General features: G+C 51.8%; 11 protein-coding genes and 3 pseudogenes. 7 read left to right on the top strand and 7 right to left on the bottom strand.

The annotated features are described in order from the left end of the window. The first annotated feature begins 102 nt into the window (after positions 1-102). Both AC6IB1_RS02840 and AC6IB1_RS02845 read left to right on the top strand, forming a co-directional pair. The gene (locus tag AC6IB1_RS02840) at positions 103-1,005 is read left to right on the top strand and encodes a LysR family transcriptional regulator (protein WP_497566268.1); all 903 of its coding nucleotides are present in this window, start codon (positions 103-105) and stop codon (positions 1,003-1,005) included. A gap of 163 nt (positions 1,006-1,168) precedes the next feature. After that, a pseudogene (locus tag AC6IB1_RS02845) lies at positions 1,169-2,069 on the top strand (homocysteine S-methyltransferase family protein). A gap of 36 nt (positions 2,070-2,105) precedes the next feature. On the opposite strand, the gene AC6IB1_RS02850 reads toward AC6IB1_RS02845, so the two are convergent. Together AC6IB1_RS02850 and AC6IB1_RS02855 are read right to left on the bottom strand one after the other, a co-directional pair. Then, the gene (locus AC6IB1_RS02850) at positions 2,106-2,501 is read right to left on the bottom strand and encodes a hypothetical protein (protein ID WP_497566269.1); all 396 of its coding nucleotides are present in this window, start codon (positions 2,499-2,501) and stop codon (positions 2,106-2,108) included. Positions 2,502-2,516: 15 nt separating this feature from the next. Beyond that, entirely contained in the window at positions 2,517-5,138 is a 2,622-nt protein-coding gene (locus AC6IB1_RS02855) for a right-handed parallel beta-helix repeat-containing protein (RefSeq protein ID WP_497566270.1), read from the bottom strand. Between the two features lie 366 nt (positions 5,139-5,504). Between AC6IB1_RS02855 and AC6IB1_RS02860 the strand changes: the two genes are divergently transcribed. Next, positions 5,505-6,815 (top strand): DEAD/DEAH box helicase, encoded by a 1,311-nt coding sequence (locus tag AC6IB1_RS02860; protein WP_497566271.1) that lies wholly within the window; start codon positions 5,505-5,507, stop codon positions 6,813-6,815. A gap of 43 nt (positions 6,816-6,858) precedes the next feature. Here AC6IB1_RS02860 and AC6IB1_RS02865 read toward each other — a convergent pair whose 3' ends face one another. Continuing rightward, complete coding sequence (locus tag AC6IB1_RS02865; protein ID WP_497566272.1) at positions 6,859-7,542, bottom strand: LysR substrate-binding domain-containing protein; 684 nt, start codon at positions 7,540-7,542, stop codon at positions 6,859-6,861. 33 nt (positions 7,543-7,575) lie between these two features. Between AC6IB1_RS02865 and AC6IB1_RS02870 the strand changes: the two are divergent. The 3 genes and pseudogenes from AC6IB1_RS02870 to AC6IB1_RS02880 form a co-directional block, all read left to right on the top strand. Continuing rightward, positions 7,576-8,583, top strand: a pseudogene (locus AC6IB1_RS02870) (acetyl-CoA carboxylase biotin carboxylase subunit); the annotation flags it as partial. Between the two features lie 50 nt (positions 8,584-8,633). After that, positions 8,634-9,598, top strand: a pseudogene (locus tag AC6IB1_RS02875) (IS630 family transposase). A gap of 26 nt (positions 9,599-9,624) precedes the next feature. Continuing rightward, a complete protein-coding gene (locus AC6IB1_RS02880) occupies positions 9,625-10,203 on the top strand; it encodes a DUF1415 domain-containing protein (RefSeq protein WP_497566274.1) in 579 nt (192 codons plus the stop codon). On the opposite strand, the gene AC6IB1_RS02885 is transcribed toward AC6IB1_RS02880, so the two are convergent. Next, positions 10,181-10,846 (bottom strand): fumarylacetoacetate hydrolase family protein, encoded by a 666-nt coding sequence (locus AC6IB1_RS02885; protein WP_497566275.1) that lies wholly within the window; start codon positions 10,844-10,846, stop codon positions 10,181-10,183. The two genes, AC6IB1_RS02880 and AC6IB1_RS02885, sit on opposite strands and share 23 nt — an antisense overlap. Before the next feature lie 324 nt (positions 10,847-11,170). Between AC6IB1_RS02885 and yieH the strand changes: the two genes are divergently transcribed. Beyond that, complete coding sequence (gene yieH / locus AC6IB1_RS02890; RefSeq protein ID WP_497566276.1) at positions 11,171-11,863, top strand: 6-phosphogluconate phosphatase; 693 nt, start codon at positions 11,171-11,173, stop codon at positions 11,861-11,863. Between the two features lie 124 nt (positions 11,864-11,987). On the opposite strand, the gene putP is transcribed toward yieH, so the two are convergent. The 3 genes from putP to putA all read right to left on the bottom strand — a co-directional run bounded on the left by putP (position 11,988) and on the right by putA (position 17,477). Then, positions 11,988-13,484 carry a sodium/proline symporter PutP gene (gene putP, locus AC6IB1_RS02895; protein WP_497566277.1) on the bottom strand — a complete coding sequence of 499 codons (1,497 nt, stop codon included), beginning with the start codon at positions 13,482-13,484 and terminating at the stop codon, positions 11,988-11,990. Between the two features lie 151 nt (positions 13,485-13,635). Continuing rightward, positions 13,636-14,373 (bottom strand): delta 1-pyrroline-5-carboxylate dehydrogenase, encoded by a 738-nt coding sequence (locus AC6IB1_RS02900; RefSeq protein WP_497566278.1) that lies wholly within the window; start codon positions 14,371-14,373, stop codon positions 13,636-13,638. After that, a complete protein-coding gene (gene putA, locus AC6IB1_RS02905; RefSeq protein ID WP_497566279.1) occupies positions 14,370-17,477 on the bottom strand; it encodes a bifunctional proline dehydrogenase/L-glutamate gamma-semialdehyde dehydrogenase PutA in 3,108 nt (1,035 codons plus the stop codon). Before putA ends, AC6IB1_RS02900 begins: the two co-directional genes overlap by 4 nt. Positions 17,478-17,492: the final 15 nt, after the last annotated feature.

The following is a 17,492-nucleotide window of genomic DNA, read 5'->3' on the forward strand; positions in this document are numbered from 1 at the left end:
CAGACTGTGAGACATTTTTCGTGCGCGCCAATACTTATATTGTAGGGATACCGGTTACTTTTCGGCATACCGTTTTTGAAGGGACACTAAAAGGCTGTATTTATGGAATTAAAGTGGTTAAAAGATTTCATCGCACTCAGTGATTTCGGAAGTTTCTCCAAAGCAGCAGACGCACGCTTTGTGACGCAACCCGCATTTAGCCGGCGCATCCGCTCACTGGAAAACTGGCTTGGCGTGGCATTGGTGAACCGGGACAGTCTGCCCACCACCCTCACCAACGAAGGCAGAAGCTTTGTTGACGAAGCACAGCGTTTGTGTCATGAAATGGAAGATATACGCACCCGCCTGCAATCACAAAAGAGTGGACGGTCACTGGTTTTTCTGGCGCAACATTCCACTGCAGTTTCTTTTTTCCCGGCGTGGATAAATACCCTTGGACCGCTGGTTGGCGACACGCTGGTAAAACTTGTGCCCGGCAACGTGCATGCCTTGAACGAGTCCTTTCTGGCAGGCGCTGGGGATTTTATGCTGACCTTTGGCTCACAGACCATCGAGAGCCCGCAACTGAAACGAAACAGCCAGTGTATACAGGTAGGCACAGACACCCTGGTTCCGGTCTCAGCCCCGGATGACAAGGGATATCCCCTGCACCATTTCAAAGAAGGAAAACCTTGCCGGTTGTTGGCATACCCGGAAGAAACCTACCTTGGCAATCTGATCAAACAATCAGCGATCGCCAATATTCCCAGCCATTACCGTTTTGACATTGTCTGTGAAAATGAAATGGCAGAGGGATTGAAAGCTATGGCGAAACAGGGGTTTGGTGCCACATGGCTCCCGTCCAGTCTGATCAAACAGGAACTGGCAGAGCAAAAGCTGGTGATACTGAATGCACCCTTCCCTTCCCTCGATTTACGCATTCTGCCTTACCGCAACCGCCACAGTTCAAAACCTGAAACCGAGCAGTTCTGGGATTACCTGATGGAGTTATACGGGCAGGAGTAGGCGTTTATCAGGGCGAAACGAAACCGCCTGAAGGGTAGCACCCAAGCAAGGCTTTCCCTTGTAGACAACACGGGTATTTTGTGCCACTTTTCAAAAACGTTCCGGCCTGTTCTTACATCACTTGAGGAGACAGGTCTGGCTATCACAAAATGAGCGATCACGGATGTTTGTTTTATTAGATGGCGGTATGGGCAGGGAGCTTCAGCGCATTGGCGCCCCCTTTTCCCAACCCTTATGGAGTGCACAGGCACTGATTGAAGCGCCGGAATTTGTTTATCAGGCGCACCAGAACTTTATTGATGCGGGGTGCGATGTCATCACGGTAAACAGCTATGCCTGTGTGCCCTTCCACCTGGGTGAACAACGTTACACCGAGCAGGGCTTTACTCTGGCAGAACGTGCCGCACAAATTGCTCGCCGGGCTCGCCGACGACAGCGAGCAGGAAGTGAAAGTTGCAGGCTGTATTCCTCCCGCTTTAGGTTCTTACCGTCCAGATCTATTCAATGCCAGACAGGCAAAGCCTATCCTCCAGACCCTTGTTGAAGCACAGGTCGGGTATTGTGATTTCTGGCTGGCAGAAACCATCAGTTCTATCGAAGAATTCCAGACTATCCATGGCGTGCTGAAAACGACTAATCAGCCTGCGTACTATGCGTTTTCCCTGATGGATACCGAAGTCGACCAACCCCGACTCCGCTCCGGGGAGTCCGTCATTGATGCCATTCATGCCGTCTGTAAAGCTGGGGTTGATGGCGTGCTGTTTAACTGCTCGCAGCCGGAAGTCATGCTGGATGCCATTGGCGTATCAAAAGGCATTATTGATGATGAAGGCAAAGCCATTTCCCTTGGTGCATACGCCAACGGGTTTACGGTGATTCATCAGGATCATGAAGCCAATGATGCACTCACGACCATGCGGGATTTACCCGCTGACGAGTACGCGGCCTTTGTGCGGGCATGGCTGGATGCAGGCTCGAACATTGTCGGCGGTTGCTGCGCCATATTCCCTGAGCACATCGCGTATCTGGATGCGCTCCGCAAACATCCCAAAAACGACAGGTAATTGTATCCAAGCAGCCTGAAGATACAGGATTTCGCGTCACTTCTTCGCCGGTCTGCGTTTCGCCGCAGCGGGTGATCCTTTTCTTTTTTCCACCGGCGCTTTCCCTGCATCCATGTTCGCTTTGGGACTTCCTGGCGAGCGGGGTTTAGGCTTATCGTCCGATTTTGGCGGCGTTGGCGCTTCAATCAATTTCTCCAGCCGTTCGATTTCCGCCCGTTGTTTCTTCTCCCTCGCTATGGCTTCGTCCATTTTTTTATTGAACGCAGCGCGTTGCTCCAACTCGGCGATCCGGCTTTCCACACTGGCTTTTTTCTTTGCCGCTTCTGTTTTTGTTTTCAGCTGCGGATTTTTCACTGTGTCAGGTTGAGCTGCCTTTTCCATTTCGCTGATGAGCGAAAGGTGTTTTTTCAGGATGGTGCTTGCCTTTGCCATGGTTTCGCTCCTTGGTTATGCCTGTGAATTAAAGCCAGATTCAGGTACTGGGAATTCGGGGTGGTTAACGATTGAACCGCGCACCACATTGCCAATAAATGGCCCTTCCATGCCGTTAAAATCAAAAGATGGCAGAAAGAAGGTACCGGATTTCACGTGGTTGCCCATCACTGATGCCTGACTGCCGTTCAGGATCACTGTCGCGCCGTTGGCAATGATGTCGTCATTGCTACCGACATGTTCAATAAAGTTATTGTTGAAAAGAACCCGTTCAAAGCGCAGTCGGATATTGTCGTTAATCCGTCGGGAGAGGATTTCAACCAGAGTATCTGCACCCCGACCGAGAAATTTGTTGTCGGCAACCTGACAGGCATAACCGAGCAGCACAAACCGTCTGTCGCTAAACGGGAAAGAGAACTCCATCAATCCCTGCATCAGCAAAGCGCGGTCCTCTAACACCCGCTCGCGGGTCAGTAAATCAGAATATGAAACCAGATTGCTTTCCACACGGGCTTCCAACACAAATAATGTGCCAATCCCGACGGTGCGCTGCGGGTTTATTCCTTCATCCATACCTACGCCGGTATTCAAGACTTCGTTGGATTCGATGTGGCATTCGCCCAAATGGAACACACTCATGATGGAAGAGGCAAAAACTCCCGATCCAGAAACGCCAACATGGTTCAGGCGGTTGCCAACAATGCCGACCCGTGCAAGGCAAAGCAGGGTAACAATGCCGCCATGGGTGCAGTTGTAAATTTGGTTGTTGGTGATATCAACACGCAAGCATTGCATGCAGGCAATGGCCACCGCATCGTCACGAATTTGGTTGCTGCTGATTTGCACGTCTTCACACTCACTGGCAAACACCGCCAGCGTCACTCCCACCATATTGTTATTTTCTATGCTGACCAGAGTACATTCTGCTGCCGACACAGCCAGCTCTATTCCCCTGTCGCCAGAAATGTCATTGTTATCAATCCGAAGCCCAGCCACTTTTTCGGCGATCACTCCCCCGCTGCAACCGTTGATCCAGTTTTGGGCGGCGGTGATGCCACCGGTAAACATCTCTTCATCGCCACCAACCAGAATGGCAACCTGAGTTTCAATCTGCGCTTCTGTTTCTATCCGGTTACGTTCAATCAAGGTGCCTGTTCCACGCACCATCACACCTGTGCTCTCTTCTGCCAGCAACAGGATCTGGTTTTCGGACACGGTGCCAAAGGCACAATTGCATTCCACGGCAATTGCCTCAAGGTCACTGGGTGTGCGCCGTAATGTAATGCGGTTGCCTTTCACTTCACTGTGTGACGCCGTTGAAAACGCCGCGCCGGAAGGCTGGTTATTGATCACCACACCACGGGCAAATCCATCAATATCATTGTCGAGAACCCTCGCCCGGCCAGCCATTCTGGTCACTGCCACTCCCACCAGCCCCGGCAGCTGTTCCGCATTAAAATTCATCACATTATTGTTAATGGTCAGGTCTTCGCCACCATCGCCAATCCAGACGCCTATGGGTGAGCCTTCCAGCTTGCAATGGCTGACCCTAACCCGCTGGCAGTCAAACTGCCCTACCGCCGGATTATCAATCGATTGCACGCTGCCATCGAGCGCCTGCACCCGGCAATCTTCAACCCGGCTGTCCTCAACGGCCCTGAGAACAATAATCCCGGCAGGCTTTTCAATCGAACCCCGGTTCAGGATGGTAAGTGTTGACAGATGAATGCCAGTGAGGGGACTGCTATCGTCAGATCTCACCACGATGGCCGATTCGCCGGAAAGATTCCTGATTTGCGCACCGTGGCTTTCACCATGCAGGGTCACATTCGGATAGCGGATACGCAGTGGCCGGCGAATCGTATGCATACCCACTTTCAGGCACACACAGCCACCAAACTGGGGAGAAAGGCTGTCCAGCGCGGTTTGGATATCTTCACCGGGGCGGACAACCACGGTGCAGCATCCGGCAGTTCCGATGGGATCACGACAATCCTGAAATACAGGTTCAACAAACTCGCCCCCGGACACATCCACTATCGCCAGTCGGCTGTAATGATGATGAAAAGCGTGCGGCGGCGCGTCAGTCAGTGTTTCAACCGAACTGTTGGCGTAACGGGTAACAAAGCTCCAGTTATCGCTGACGTGGTATTCACCCGTGCCGTCTTTGAGGGAGATGGCGGCCTCTACACCGTCTTCCAGCGCAATGAATATCCCCTCTGGCGCCGGGATCAAACCGTCACTTCCGGGTGCATCCAGATTGACGATCTCATTGCCATCGGTATCAAGCACCACACCAGACTGGTCCCAACGGCGCAATATCGGGTGGAGAGACTGATTGGCTGCGGTAGATGCAGGCTCAAGGATGATTTCCCCCACATTCAAGGGAGCCGTCAATTCTATCTGGTTTTTCGCATCGTACACTTTCTGGATTTTCACCATGGTGCCGGGGTTGCCTTCCAGCACCCGCACATCATCAGTGATCTCAACCCAGTCACCATCGTTGAACCGCATGTAATCATCTTTGGCTACCTGATCCAAAGTCAGCATATTGTTCGCAGGTCGGGCAAGAATTCTGCCTGCAAATGCACCATTGACTCGCGACCACTTAAGCAGCGGTACGCCATCTTCGTTCACGTCATGTACCGCGACCATATAAGTGCGGTTTTGGCATGTTGCAAAAACAAGATATCGTCTGCCTTTCACTGGGAAGGCGCAAAAAAGCACGCTTGTTTTAAACCCGGCTTTTCATAGTGTTAATTCCGATGTAATCGTTCTTACTGACAGACCGATTTTTTTGACAAAAAATATGTAACCACACATTAATTGAACAGATTTCAATACACAAAAAACACAATCATAGACAGAAAGGCAGCCTCTCTGGTTTTAGATATTCATTGCCCTCTCACAAGGAAAAGCGCAGAATAGCGCTCCCTATCCCATTTTCGGCATATTTGCCGATTATCGCCCTTATAGGGCAATCACTTATCGAGAAATTAATTTATGGGTTTTACCGAGCTAGGCCTTTCTGCGCCAATCCTTCGTGCTATTCAGGAAAAAGGCTACGACACACCTTCCCCTATCCAGATGCAGGCGATTCCTGCCGTGTTGGAAGGCAAGGATGTCATGGCTGCCGCGCAGACAGGTACCGGTAAAACGGCAGGCTTTGTACTGCCGATTTTAGAACGCTTGAGTAACGGCGGCCGCACCCGCCCTAACCATGTGCGCGCACTCATCCTGACACCCACCCGTGAGCTGGCGGCACAAATTCATGAAAATGTGGTGGTGTATAGCCGTCACCTCCCCCTGCGCTCAAGCGTGGTTTTTGGTGGTGTCAAAATTAATCCGCAGATGATGGCGCTGAGAAAAGGAACTGACATTCTGGTCGCAACGCCGGGCCGCCTGCTGGATTTGTATCAGCAGAACGCAGTGAGGTTCTCACAACTGGACGTTCTGGTGTTGGACGAAGCCGATCGCATGCTGGACATGGGCTTTTTCCGAGACATTAAAAAGATTCTGGATTTGCTGCCGAAAAACCGTCAGAACCTGCTGTTCTCTGCCACGTTTTCGGATGAGATCCGAAATCTGGCGAAGGGTCTGGTTAACAATCCGGTAGAAATCTCCGTCACTCCGGCCAACTCAACGGCACGCACCGTTGAGCAATGCATTTACCCGGCAGACAAGAAAAAGAAACCGGCGATGCTTTCCACGCTGATCAAAGACGGTGACTGGAAGCAGGTTTTGGTCTTTACCCGCACCAAGCATGGCGCCAACAAGCTTGCGCGCTTCCTCAACGAGGAAGGCATCACAGCAGCGCCTATTCACGGTAACAAAAGCCAGAGTGCGCGTACCAAAGCGCTGGCTGATTTTAAAACCGGAGATGTGCGTGTTCTGGTCGCGACCGACATTGCCGCCCGTGGTATCGATATTCCCCAGCTTCCACAGGTGGTGAATTTTGAAATCCCCCATGTGGCAGAAGATTATGTGCACCGCATTGGCCGTACCGGTCGTGCTGGTGAACCCGGTAAAGCGATTTCTTTAGTGTGTGCAGATGAAGCTGACGATCTGTTTGGTATTGAGCGCCTGATCCAGCAACTGCTGCCCCGTCAGGAACTGGCAGGTTTCAAACCGGCTAATCCCCTGCCGGAGAAAGCGTTGGATACGCGCCCCATCAAACCAAAAAAGCCAAAGAAAGCCAAAAAACCACAACCGAAAAACGGTGAACGGGGCCAAGGAAACAAACCAACCACTAACAAGCCAACACCTAGACGAAAACCCGGTGCGGGCAAGTACCGCGAGCGTGACGCTGGCTAACCTTACATCCATCAGGATCCGGCGGGTGATACGCCTGCCTGGTTCAAAACCGCTGGGAAGACCCGCTGTCCGGCATCACTGACAGTTCCATAAACTCACAAAATGCTTTAACCGCACTGCTGCGTTCACGCTTTCTGGACCAGACCACACCAACATCCATGGCAGGCACATGATCTGCAAGGGGACGCACTTCTACTCGTCTTCCTTCCAGTGACCAAGGGCGATACACCATATCTGACAGTATGGTGATGCCATAATCATTTGCCACCAGGCTACGTACCGACTCAACAGACGTCGTCCTGAAGACAGTGTTTGGCTGATATGGTGTTTGGTTCCAGTACCGCTGGGCCGTATTGCTTGCCTCATCAACGGTTAACATGATGTAAGGATATTGGGCGACATCGTGCAAGGTCACCATTTTTCTTTCGAGAAGAGGGTGACTGGAACTTAGCCACAACCGACGCTGCGAGCTCAACAAGGTCTGGAAACTGATATCTTCCTGGTTGAGCAGGTTAGATGTCAGCATAAAAGCCACGTCAAACTCTCCTGACACCACACCTTCCTCAATATTGCTCCGGGTCGCCTCCACCAGCTTCACATTCACATTGGGATAGCTGCGCTGAAAGCGGGTCAGGTAGGGTGGCACAAAATATCCCGCCAGCGTGTAGGACATCGACAGCGTGATCGTACCTGATACCTGGTTGGCGCGGCGGTGTGACAGCAGCATCGCTTCTTCCAGCTCCTTCACGATGTGTGTGGCATGCTGATAAAACTGCTCATCGCCAACCGGGGTGAGATAGCGGTGCGTATTATCCGTGCGGCTAAGGAAATGGGGATCCATACCGTGCAGGTTTACAGTGAAGCGGATAAAGACTCCCTTGCTGTGATGCTTGCCGATGACGCCATTTGTATTGGTGCGCCCATGGCCAGCCAATCTTACCTTTGTGGCGACAAAGTTATTCAGGCAGCAAAGGCGTCTGGCGCCGATGCGATTCATCCCGGCTACGGGTTTCTCTCTGAAAACGCCCGCTTCTCCGATGACGTGCGCGCTGCAGACATCATCTTTGTTGGCCCTTCAGGCCAAACCATGACCAAGATGGCGGACAAAGCCCGTGCCCGTGAAACCGCCGTGGCGGCAGGTGTGCCTGTGGTTCCCGGCAATGCGCCTGCCGCGAATCCTGACGCGGCGCTCAAGCAGGCCAGACAAATCGGTTTCCCGGTGATGATCAAAGCCTCGGCGGGTGGTGGAGGCCGCGGTATCCGGGTGATTGAGGAAGAAAGCGAGTTCTTAACCCAATACCATCAGGCCTCGGCCGAAGCGCAGTCTGCATTTGGTGACGGTACACTTTATCTCGAGAAATTTATCCGCCAGTCCCGCCATGTTGAAGTGCAGATCCTCGCTGATGGCGAAAACGCGGTCCACCTGTTTGAACGCGAGTGTTCACTGCAACGCCGCCGCCAGAAAGTCTGGGAAGAAGCCCCCTGTGCCGTCTTGCCGGATCGGGTACGTGAAGCCATGTGCCAGTCTGCGGTGTCGCTGGCGAAAAGCGTTAATTACAAAGGTGCGGGCACCATTGAGTTTCTCTATGACGAGGAATCTGAATCCTTCTATTTCATCGAAATGAATACCCGCATTCAGGTCGAGCACCCCATTACGGAAGCCATCACAGGTGTCGACCTGATCAGAGAAATGATTCACATCGCGGCAGGCCAGCCCCTTTCTTTCAAACAGGAAGACATTCAGCGTCGCGGCCATGCTATACCCGTGATCATTGAAGATGCTTGATTTTCATCGGTATGAGGATCATGCTACGCCCCATGAAAGTGACTCTGACCTACAAGCAAAAACATGAACTCGAAAACCAGCACGATAAAACGCGTGATGGTCGAGTGCGTGACCGTATTAAAGCGGTACTGCTTGCTTCTGAAGGTTGGAGTACTGCCATGATTTCTCAAGCCTTGCGTATTCACGAAACCACCGTTCTCCGTCACCTTCACGATTACGCGCAGTCCGAGAAACTCAAACCTGAAAATGGTGGGTCCAGCAGTCGCTTATCGGCTTCACAGACGATGGCGCTCATCGAGCACTTAACAGAGGTGACCTATCACCATACTCACCAGATTGTTGCCTATGTTCTGGCGCAATTCGGCGTCTGCTATACCGTCGCTGGCATGAACAAGTGGCTGCATCACCACGGTTTTAGCTATAAAAAGCCTAAAGGTGTCCCTCACAGGTTTGATGAGGCTAAACAGCAAGAATTTGTCGAAGCCTACAAGGCACTTAAGTCCAGTTGCGGCAAAGAGGAAACTATCCTGTTCATGGATGCGGTTCATCCCACTCAGGCCACCAAACTCTCTCATGGCTGGATACGTACTGGGCAGGACAAAGCGATTGAAACCACGGGAAGCCGCAGTCGCCTCAACATTGTGGGGGCATTAAATCTCTCTGAGATTGGCCGCACTGTTATCGATAATTACGAGAGCATCAACAGCGAAAACATCGTTAGGTTTTTGTGCAAGCTGAGAGAAAGCTACCCACTGACGCATAAGCTCCACCTCATTCTGGATGGTGCAGGGTATCACCGAAGCGACTTAGTAAAAGACGCCGGCTTTGGAAAGTGATGAACGAGCAGGTAAGGAACAATGTCTACTTCAAAAGTAAACGGGATTTTGAAGCGGCTATTGGCCGATTTTTCACTGTGATCCTTCCACAAATCGCAGGCTCTTTAGCGTCTCGTATAAATGATAATTTTCAAGTGCTCAATCCTGCATCTTCAAGTTGAATGGGTATATTAACAAGGTATTTACCATGATCACTTTTCCTTCCAAAGACCTCGTCGAAAAGCAAACCACAAAATGGCTGGAAGACGTTGTCATTGGCTTGAACCTTTGCCCTTTTGCCGCAAAGCCACAACGCAACAAACAGATCAAAATCGAAGTGTGTGAAGCACAGGACGATCACGCGGTGATGGAATGTATCCTGACAGAGCTGACCCTGCTGGATAACAGCAACGCGGCAGAGCTAGAAACCACCATCGTAGTGACGCCCAACCACTTTCAGGATTTTGATGACTATAACCAGTTCCTGGATGTCGCAGATATGCTGATTGACCAGTTTGGCTGGCGTGGCACTTTTCAAATCGCGAGCTTTCACCCCGATTACTGTTTCGCTGACGCTTCTCCTGACGATGACAGTAACCTGACCAACCGCTCCCCTTTCCCTATGTTTCACCTCATACGGGAAGCCAGTATTGAGAAAGCACTGAAGCATTATGGCGGGAACGCGGAAGACATCCCCCAAATCAATATCGACCGCGTTTGTGGCTTATCTGCAGACCAGAAAAAAGTGCTGTTCCCTTACCTGTTCAGGGCGCACCCACACAGCTAAACCTTGCCAGCTCCTCACCGGAAAGGGTCAGCCTTAACACATCCCCCGGAGCAAGTTGCCCCACCCCTTTTGGTGTGCCGGTAAGCACAATATCCCCCGGCACCAGGGTAAAGTATTGGGTTAGGTGACAAATCAGCGCGACCACGGGGTTAATCATCAGCCGGGTATCCCCACGCTGGCGCGGCTCGCCATTAATGTCCAGGCCGTATTCTGTTGCGGCCAAATCAATATGCTTAAAGGGAACAAACGGGCTCTGCACACAACTGCCATCAAACGCTTTCGCTAGCTCCCATGGCAAGCCTTTTTCTTTCAGTTTATTTTGTGCTTCGCGACGGGTGAGATCCAGCGCCACTCCTATACCCGCAATGGCATCCAGCACCGCCTCGGGTTTGGCACAGGTCAGGGGCTTACCGATCAGCACAGACAGTTCGGCTTCATAGTGAATAGGCGCTAACCGCTCACTGAGCACAAGCGCTGAACCCGTACCTACGAAGGACGTAGCAGGTTTGATGAAAAGCACCGGCTCATCAGGGACAGGGTTATCGAGCTCTTTGGCATGTTCTGCATAGTTACGGCCAATACACACAGCCTTACCCGCCGTTAACCCGATTTTCGTCCCGTCTGTCCACACATGTGTATACATTTATTTCTCCTAACCCTTGGTAATATCGCTCACTGTAACAGACACTTAGCATAACCATAAAAAGCTAACCAAATTTAGGTAGCCGGACCTCTACCTCAACGCCTGCAAACCGGCTCCACAGATATTGTTGGGCCGCGTCTGGTTCCTCATCTGTGCAGCATGTTTCACTCCTGAAAAAACACGATCTTAGATGGATTTTTCCGCCTGTTCTTGCCATTTGGTAAGACCTCGCTTGCAATTTATTAAATGGCACGTTGTTGGATTTGTCGGTCAGGTTAAGGCTTAGAGTATCAATACTACTGTGAAGCCATTGACCGGAACCAAATGAATTCCTTTGATTTTGATGTCCCCGTTTCATGCGTGATCTTCGACTGTGATGGCACACTGGTCGACAGTGAAGTCTTGTCACACCAAGCCATCGTCGAGATATTTACACAATATGGCGTAACACTGGATTTGCAGGAGTGTCTGGACAATTTCCAGGGCGGAAAACTGGCAGATGTCCTCATCCAGACTTGTGAACGGTATGGGCTATTTATCTCTATTGATGAATTAGAGCGACTTTATCGCAAGAAATGCAAAGTCCTGTTCAGTGAGCATCTCAATCCGATTGAAGGTGTGCCGGAATTGCTCGACACGCTGAAAAAAGTAGGGATTGATATGTGTGTGGCTTCTAACGGCCCGGTCAGCAAAATGGCATTGTCACTTGAAATGACAGGCTTGCTGCACTACTTCCGCGATCATTTATACAGCGCCTTTGATGCTAACAGTTGGAAACCTGCGCCGGATTTGCTTCATTATACAGCGATGAATATGGCGGTATTAACGCAGGAATGTCTGTTTGTGGATGATACGGTATTGGGTGTACAGGCTGGCATCAATGCAGGTATGCGCACTGTCTATTTTAACCCTCTCCAGAAAGCACCGATTGATGACCCTTTAGTGATTTCAGTGTCCTCAATGAAAGAGCTGCAGGTGCTGATGGAACGTCTGCCCCTGTCTGACTGTTGGGCCTAGCTCCCCCGGAAACCGGATCTTGTATTGACAACGTCATGGATGGAGATTGTCAGCAGCTGTCACATAAGGATGCACAAAAAGGGACGCGATGCGTCCCTTTCAATGTGGCTTCTAAGCGTCAGGATTACGGCAGAGTTTTCAGGCTCTGCGCATAATCATCAAATTTCTGCATCACCGTCTCTTTGGCACCGCCCGTCATTTTACTCACCACAATGATAGAGATTGCAGCAAGGATAAAGCCAGGGACAATTTCATACAGATCAAAAATACCGCCAGTCAGTTGCTTCCAGACCACGACAGTCACACCACCGATGATCACCCCCGCCAGCGCACCATTACGATTCATGTCTTTCCAGAAAAGGCTCAACAACAAAGCCGGACCAAATGCCGCACCAAAACCTGCCCAGGCATACGAAACCAGACCCAGTACAGAACTTTCAGGGTTCATCGCCAGCATCAGTGCAATGATGGAAATACCAATCACGGCGAGACGGCCTACCATGACGACTTCTTTGGCTGTCGCATTGGGGCGGAACACTTGCTTGTAGAAATCTTCTGCCAGCGCAGAGGAAGAAACCAGCAGTTGGGAGTCTGCGGTACTCATGACTGCCGCCAGAATCGCTGCCAGCAGAATACCGGCAATCACTGGGTGGAAAACGGCATTCACCAAATACATAAAGATGGTTTCACCATCCGCCAGCTCACCACCCAAGTGTTGGTCAACATACAGAATGCCAACCAGGCCAATCAGGACTGCACCGGCCATTGAGACCGCACTCCAACCCACCGCGATACGACGTGCAGTGGTGATATCCGCATTGCTGCGGGTTGCCTGAAAACGAGCCAGAATATGCGGCTGGCCAAAATAGCCTAGCCCCCATGCGACCAGCGATAAAATAGCTACCGCCGTCAGCGGTTCACCGCTTACATCACGCCACAACGTCAAAAGTTCAGGGTTTTTGTTCTCCAGCGCACCCGTTAATCCGGTAAATGCACCATCCATTGTAGCAATGGGGACAATCATCAATGCCGCCGCCATCAGCAGCCCCTGCACCAAATCCGTCCATGATACCGCAAGAAAACCACCAAACAGGGTATACGACACCACACAAGCAGTGCCAATGATCACCGCAGTGGTGTATTCAATGCCAAATACCGTTTCAAACAGTTTACCGCCTGCCACCAAACCAGAGCTGGTGTAGAAAAGGAAGAACAGCAAAATGAAGAAGGCAGAAATTGTCTGGAGCAGCTTGGAATTGTCTTCAAAACGGCGGGACAGAAATTCCGGAATAGTCAGTGCATTATCAACCTCGATACTGTAAGTACGAAGACGCTTGGCGCAGACCAGCCAGTTTAAGTAAGTACCCACCAACAAACCACCGGCCAACCACAGGGATTCAACACCCGCAGCATAGGCATACCCCGGCAAACCCAGCAGCAGCCAGCCGCTCATGTCTGACGCACCGGCTGACAAAGCTGCTGGCCAGGGGCCCAATGAACGCCCGCCGAGGAAGTAGTCTTCAGAGTTGGATGTGCGCTTGTAGGCATACACGCCAATCGCAAGCATGAGAATCAGGTACACGATAAACGTGGCGCTGATTGCAAAGCTGTTTTCAATCATATTTTTTCCCTCAATAACAAGACACAAAAAGTGGGGCCAAAGGCCCCGTGTGCCTAATTCCGATTGATGAATACCCTCAAGAGCACCTACCCAATAGTCTTTGCCACGTAAGCAAAGCACCGATGGCGTTGTTCCGTCAGGTTACTTGGATTTAATGTTCTCCACTGCCAAGTTCCAGCAAGGTAGCATTGCCTCCTATCGCAGTGACGTTGATGGTTCTTGTCCGCTCGGTGATGAAGCGGAGCAAATAAGTTGGTGACGCGACCAAGGGCAGGAGTGCCGCGCTCTCTTCAGCGACAACCTGCACCAGAACCCCATCACGGGCCGCCAGTTTCCGGTTAATAGCAATCAGGTTTTCAGACGCTGCAACCGCAGCCACACCACTAATGGGTGCAATTTCAATGGCGTCGTTTTGCTGTGCCTCGTTCAACACACAGACCAGACGGTTTGGTGCGCCGGTTTTGATCAGATCGCCTATCAAAGCGTCAGTTTCATGGGCCAGCGTTTCCGGTACCGCCAGCATGACGCAGTTGCCAGCCACCAATGCAGCAGCCAGTTGACCGGCCAGAGATGTCACTGACAGGGACGCATCGCCGGTCACCAGGAACAATCCGCGGCCTGCGGTGTAAAGCACATTACTCTCCCCTGTCGGCCCCGGCATGTCATGGACATTTGCCAGTAAGGTTTCTGCCTGCGCCAGCTGGAAGCGGATCAGCGCCGCTGCCGGCTGGAACGCTTCCCCGCGCTGCGCGACGTTGTCCGCCCAGGTATCCAGCAACGCTTTGCGTGCCATCACTCCTAGACCATTCCACTCTTCCCACACCGCCAGACTCTGGGCTGCCAGATGATTGACCTCATTCATTGTCTGCTTTCCTTTTGCCATGCTCATGCCACTACCTCCTCTTTGGTGAACCGGTAGAGGTAGTGCGGACCGCCTGCTTTTGGCCCGGTGCCGGACAGTCCCTGCCCGCCAAACGGCTGGACACCAACGACTGCCCCCACCTGATCACGGTTGATGTAGCAATTACCAACCCTGGCACGGGCTTCGATATGGTGGTAGGTCGTTTCGTTACGGCTGTGTACACCCAGCGTCAAGCCAAAACCTGCGTTGTTGATGTCATCAATCACACTGTCGAGTTGGTCAGCGTGGTAACGCACCACATGCAGGATTGGTCCAAAGTGCTCTTCGGAAAGCTGGGAAATGCTGTCAATTTCAAACGCAACCGGTGCGATGTAAGTACCAACACGGGTTTCGCTGCGCATCGGCGCCTTGGCGATAAATTTGCTGGTTTTGAACAGTTCGTTGATATGGTTTTGCAGTTTCGCCTGCGCAGTTTCATCAATGACCGGGCCGACATCCGTCGAATGCAGGTACGGCAAACCAATACGCATTTCCGCCATCGCGCCCTTGATTAAGTTAATGATGCGATCGGCCACGTCTTCCTGTACATAAAGCACACGAAGCGCCGAACAGCGCTGCCCGGCGGATGCAAATGCAGAACGGAGGACGTCACGCACTACCTGTTCCGGGAGTGCGGTACTGTCAACAATCATGGCATTCTGACCACCGGTTTCGGCAATAAACGGTACCGGCAGGGCATCACGGGAGGCTAATGTGCGGTTAATGCGTTGCGCGGTGGGTGTCGAGCCGGTAAAAGCGACACCGGCGATGCTGTCATCACCGGTTAATAGGCTGCCAATGTCTGCACCGCTGCCCGGTAACAGTTGGATAACACCCGCGGGAATACTGGTTTCAAGCAACAGCTCAATGGTACGGAACGCAATCAGGGATGTTTGTTCTGCCGGCTTGGCAACCACGGTATTCCCGGTAACCAATGCGGCGGCAACCTGACCGATAAAAATCGCCAGCGGGAAGTTCCACGGACTGATACAGGTGAAAACGCCCCGCCCTTCACGGCGCAGCGTGACGCGCTGGTCATCAAAGCGGGTAAAAGTTTGCAGATCGTTCTCAATTTTTTCAGCCTGCAGTGGGTAATAACGCAGGAAATCAACCGCTTCACGCACTTCATCAATGCTGTCGTGAATGGTCTTGCCCGCTTCACGGTGACAAAGCGCCACCAGCTCACCTAGGTTCTCTTCCAGCTTGTCTGCCAGCTTAAGTAAGTACTCACCGCGTTTCCTGGCAGACAATACCCGCCATGCATCAACATTATCCGATGCCACTTTTAATGCAGTTTTCGCCTGTTCCTGTGTCGTCCAGTTTAGCTCCCCCACTTTCAGGCGGTGATCATAAGGTGCAACAACAGTGTGCTGGCTGCCGGTAAAGCGCTCACCATTGATGATCGGCCCCGCCTGCCAGATCGTTTCCATAAACGCCTGTACTTTGGCGTGATAAACCTGCCATTCACTTTCAATATCCACCGCTACACCTTTTGAATTGGTGCGCTCTTCACCGAAAATGGCTTCCGGCATCGGAATACGTGCATTGTGCAGGGTTGGGCGTGATGTCAGGGTATCGACCGGATGCTGGGTCAGGTCGCTGACCGGGCAGGCAGCGTCGACAAGACGGTGGACAAATGAACTGTTGGCACCGTTTTCAAGCAGGCGACGCACCAGATAAGGCAGCAGGTCTTTATGACTACCCACCGGCGCGTAAATACGTACGGGCTGACTAAACATGTCTTTGGCGTGGTTATAAAGCGCATCACCCATGCCATGCAAGCGCTGGAATTCATAGTTGTCGTGGCAGGCCATGGCTTTTACAGCAGACACCGTGTGAGCATTGTGGCTGGCAAACTGCGGATAGATCAGGCCGTTGACGTGTTCTGAAAGAAGAAAACGGGCACAGGCAAGGTACGCTACGTCAGTCCCCTCTTTACGGGTATAAACAGGATAACCGGGTAATCCTCCCTGCTGCGCAAGTTTGATTTCACTGTCCCAGTACGCGCCTTTGACCAGCCGCATCGGGATAACCGTGCTGTTTTCTTTTGCCAGTGCCGCCAGCCAGACAATCACTGGCAACGCGCGCTTGGAGTACGCCTGCACCACTAAACCAAACTGCCCCCACCCTTTGATGTCTTCATGGGTAAACAACTTTTCAAAAAGCTTAAGGGAGAGTTCAAGGCGGTCTGCTTCTTCCGCATCAATGGTGATCACGACGTTCAGTTCCCGGGCCCGTTTTAAAAGGCGCAGCACAATATTGAACAGCTCATCCATAACGCGATCTTCGTTCGCTACTTCATAGCGGGGATGCAGGGCAGACAGCTTGATAGACACAGAAGGGGAAGGCCCTGTACCGATATTAAGTTGCGTTGAGACGATTTCGATCGCCTGCATGTAGTCGTCGAAGTATTTTTTTGCATCCTGCATGGTCAACGCAGCTTCACCCAGCATATCGAACGAATAGGTAAACCCTTTCTTACGCTGCGATTCACCGTTTTTCAGTGCTTCATTGATTGAACGGCCCAGCACAAACTGGTGCCCCATGACTTTCATTGCCTGATGCATTGCCTGGCGGATCACCGGTTCAGACATCTTATTGACCAGACGGTTTAGCACCCTGACTGAGCTACCTTCCTTGCGTTCATCGATGCTCACCACTTTCCCGGTCAATAACAATCCCCAGGTTGAGGCATTCACAAACAGAGAATCAGAGTTTTTCAGGTGGGCTTTCCAATCCGCCACCGAGAGTTTATCGCGGATCAGTGCGTCTGCCGTTCTGGCATCAGGAATTCGCATTAATGCTTCTGCCAGACACATCAGCAAAATCCCTTCGCGGGTATCCAGGCTGTATTCCAGCAGCAAGGCATCAATCATCTGTACTGCGGTTTTATCGGCGCGAACGCGCTCAATCAACTCTGCCGCTTCACGCTCAGTCACTGCACGTTCCTGATCCGTTGGGGTGGCGAGCGGTAACAGTGATTCCAATAACGCACTTTCGTCCACGCAGTAGTGGGCAGAAATATGCGGCCACAGAGCAGACACCGGTTGCTCAAGGTAGCTTGGCACCAGTACATCGGTCGCTTTGAACATAAGCAAATTCCTCTC

It is taken from the genome of Grimontia sp. THUN1695, assembly GCF_059704325.2.

Coding starts and splice junctions, on each gene's coding strand:
- AC6IB1_RS02880 (WP_497566274.1), top strand. CDS start 9,625: ATGATCACTTTTCCTTCCAAAGACCTCGTCGAAAAGCAAACCACAAAA.
- AC6IB1_RS02860 (WP_497566271.1), top strand. CDS start 5,505: ATGGGTTTTACCGAGCTAGGCCTTTCTGCGCCAATCCTTCGTGCTATT.
- yieH (WP_497566276.1), top strand. CDS start 11,171: ATGAATTCCTTTGATTTTGATGTCCCCGTTTCATGCGTGATCTTCGAC.
- AC6IB1_RS02900 (WP_497566278.1), bottom strand. CDS start 14,373: ATGAGCATGGCAAAAGGAAAGCAGACAATGAATGAGGTCAATCATCTG.
- AC6IB1_RS02865 (WP_497566272.1), bottom strand. CDS start 7,542: ATGCTGCTGTCACACCGCCGCGCCAACCAGGTATCAGGTACGATCACG.
- putA (WP_497566279.1), bottom strand. CDS start 17,477: ATGTTCAAAGCGACCGATGTACTGGTGCCAAGCTACCTTGAGCAACCG.
- AC6IB1_RS02840 (WP_497566268.1), top strand. CDS start 103: ATGGAATTAAAGTGGTTAAAAGATTTCATCGCACTCAGTGATTTCGGA.
- AC6IB1_RS02885 (WP_497566275.1), bottom strand. CDS start 10,846: ATGTATACACATGTGTGGACAGACGGGACGAAAATCGGGTTAACGGCG.
- AC6IB1_RS02850 (WP_497566269.1), bottom strand. CDS start 2,501: ATGGCAAAGGCAAGCACCATCCTGAAAAAACACCTTTCGCTCATCAGC.
- putP (WP_497566277.1), bottom strand. CDS start 13,484: ATGATTGAAAACAGCTTTGCAATCAGCGCCACGTTTATCGTGTACCTG.